The sequence below is a fragment of the Streptomyces sp. NPDC059900 genome (assembly GCF_050270335.1).
Taxonomy (GTDB): Bacteria; Actinomycetota; Actinomycetes; order Streptomycetales; family Streptomycetaceae; genus Streptomyces.
This window is the reverse complement of record NZ_JBNNJZ010000925.1, coordinates 1-2121: the sequence shown is the minus strand read 5'-3', so window position 1 is coordinate 2121 and position 2121 is coordinate 1. Positions and strand designations below refer to the sequence as shown.

4 protein-coding genes are annotated in these 2121 nt (G+C 69.2%); all 4 read right to left on the bottom strand.

The annotated features are described in order from the left end of the window. Positions 1-89: 89 nt before the first annotated feature. Positions 90-476, bottom strand: a complete 387-nt coding sequence (locus ACQKIP_RS45770) for a hypothetical protein (RefSeq protein ID WP_365853927.1) — start codon at positions 474-476, stop codon at positions 90-92. 537 nt (positions 477-1013) lie between these two features. Next, on the bottom strand, positions 1014-1649 hold the full coding sequence (locus ACQKIP_RS45765) for a bifunctional 4-hydroxy-2-oxoglutarate aldolase/2-dehydro-3-deoxy-phosphogluconate aldolase (RefSeq protein ID WP_365853924.1): 636 nt from the start codon (positions 1647-1649) through the stop codon (positions 1014-1016). Continuing rightward, positions 1646-1909: an HPr family phosphocarrier protein gene (locus ACQKIP_RS45760; RefSeq protein WP_365853922.1), complete on the bottom strand. Its 264-nt coding sequence runs from the start codon at positions 1907-1909 to the stop codon at positions 1646-1648. Before ACQKIP_RS45760 ends, ACQKIP_RS45765 begins: the two co-directional genes overlap by 4 nt. Continuing rightward, positions 1906-2121: hypothetical protein (locus ACQKIP_RS45755; protein WP_427745703.1), on the bottom strand; the 216-nt coding region annotated here is incomplete at its 5' end. The genes ACQKIP_RS45755 and ACQKIP_RS45760, both read right to left, overlap by 4 nt.

The following is a 2121-nucleotide window of genomic DNA, read 5'->3' as shown; positions in this document are numbered from 1 at the left end:
CAGCCGGGATAGGACGTGATCGCCATGGCCCAGGGCCCCTTTCGTGGTGAGAGCCAGTGACTCGACGGCCGAGATCGAGGGACGAGATATCAGGCGGCCGGGTCGCGCCCGATGAATATGTCGACCATGGCATCGGCGGCGGTGGCGTTGGCCAGCCGCAGCGTCTGGGGAGCGTCGGCCAGCAGCCGTACCGCCCCGGGGCCGATCAGCACGACGGGCCCTTCAAGGGTGAACGTCGTGCCTCCCGCGTCGGCGCTGAAGGTGATGCCGCGGCCGGTAGGGCTTGCCCGTATGACGAGGAGCTGCACTTTCCCCGCCGCGTTCGCCGGCTGCACCTGTACGTCGAGGGCCGTCGTACCCGCGGAGATGGGGACGCTCAACTTGTCGTACGCGTTCACCTTCAAGGAACTGGAACCGGTGAGAGAGGGGCCCTCTGCGACATTCACCGAGAACGACCAGTTGATGTTTTCTGGCATTGCTCCCCCACCCGTTAATGGGGGTGAATGCAAGGATCACCTGGGGAGTTGTGGGGAACTCAAGCCCCTCAGTTGTTCCTCGATGCCCCCATCTGCTCTTTCATCTGCAAAGCCCGTGCTTGTTCCTGGCCCATTTCCCGCTTATCGAAATGGCGATGGCTCCAGAAAGTAATGGGCAGCAGTCTGGCAACTTCAAATTCGATCGGCAAGCCTCATAGGGAGTTTCGTTGATGTCGAGTCAGGAGTGACGAAGGTGTACGCCATCACCAGTGTGGTCGGCCAGGCGACGCTCGTTCTTTCGGGGTACGGGGCCTGATAATTTCCAGGCCCCGTACGAGCTGAGTGGTGTCCCGCTACCCGGCGCGCTGAGCCGCCAGGGGTTCCCGATTGGCCACGCTTTCAAGTACGTACTCCGTGGCCTCGGCGCTCAGTATCTGCTCGAACGGCGGGGCCGCCGGGGTAGTGGATGGCGGCACGGGGACATGACCGCGTGCGCGTGCCGTATGCACGTGGGCTGCCACCAGCCCCGGGCCCCCCTCACTCCAGCTGCGCCCGCAGCCGTCGTACGTTCGCTGCCACGTCCCCCTTGGTCAGATCGCTGCCGATGCTCACCGTGAACGCCCCCGCGGCCAGCCACTCTCCCGCGTTGTCCAGCGTGACGCCGCCGGTGGCCATGACGCGGGCGCCGGGCAGCACGGAAAGGACCGACTTCAGGTAGGCGATGCCGCCGACGTGGGCCGGGAAGAGCTTGGCGACTCCTCGTCCCGCGGCGACGCGCAGTTCGCTGGGGGTCAGGCCGCCCTCCACCAGGAGCCGGTCGGCCGCGTCCGCGACCGGGCGGACCTCCGGCACCTGGAACGGGCTGACCAGGAAGCGGGCCCCCGCCTCCAGAGCCCGCTCGGCGATCTCGGGCGAGGTGACGGTGCCGAGCCCGACGGTTGCCTCCGGAGCCTCCCGCGACCAGGTCTCCACCAGCTTCTCCCAGCCGGGCGTGGTGGCGGTGAACTCGAAGGTGGTGATGCCGCACGCGAGGAGCGTGCGCGCCAACTCGTCCGCGGCGTCGGCGTCGGCGGCCCGCACGGTGGGCGTGATGCGGGCCAGGCGAAGGCGCTCGATGGTGGCGGTGACGTGCCGGCTCAGGGGTGTCGCCCCGGGCGACGGGGTGTTGCTCATGCCGGGTCCGCGATGCGGGCGAGGACGTCGAGAGTGGATTCGGCGTCGGCGCCGCGTGCGCGCAGCACGATGGCGTCGCCGCAGCGGATGTTGAGGGTCATGAGCGAGAGCACGCTGCGGGCGGGCACCTCGTGGCCGTCCTCGCGGGCGACGGTGACCTCGGCCTGGCTGCGGGCCGCGGCCTGGGCGAAGGCCGCGGCCGGGCGGGCGTGCAGCCCCGCTTCCTCGGTGACGACCAGACGGCGTTCGGCGACGGTCACAGCTCTCCCTCCTCGAAGCCCGTGCGTCCTTCGAGCAGCGCGGTCAGATGTGCCACCAGTTGCTCCTCCTCGTCGGGGTTCAGCGGGCGCGGGTCGATGTACAGGCGGCCCGTGGAGGCGTGGTGGTCGCGCAGGTAGACGCCGCGCGCGGCCAGTGCGCCGGCCAGATGCGCGGCGTCGCGGCCGGCGTGTGCCGGGTCGACGGCCAGTTC

Bases quoted from the DNA above. Each gene is read 5' to 3' on its own strand.
- ACQKIP_RS45765 (WP_365853924.1), bottom strand. From the start codon at position 1,649: ATGAGCAACACCCCGTCGCCCGGGGCGACACCCCTGAGCCGGCACGTC.
- ACQKIP_RS45770 (WP_365853927.1), bottom strand. From the start codon at position 476: ATGCCAGAAAACATCAACTGGTCGTTCTCGGTGAATGTCGCAGAGGGC.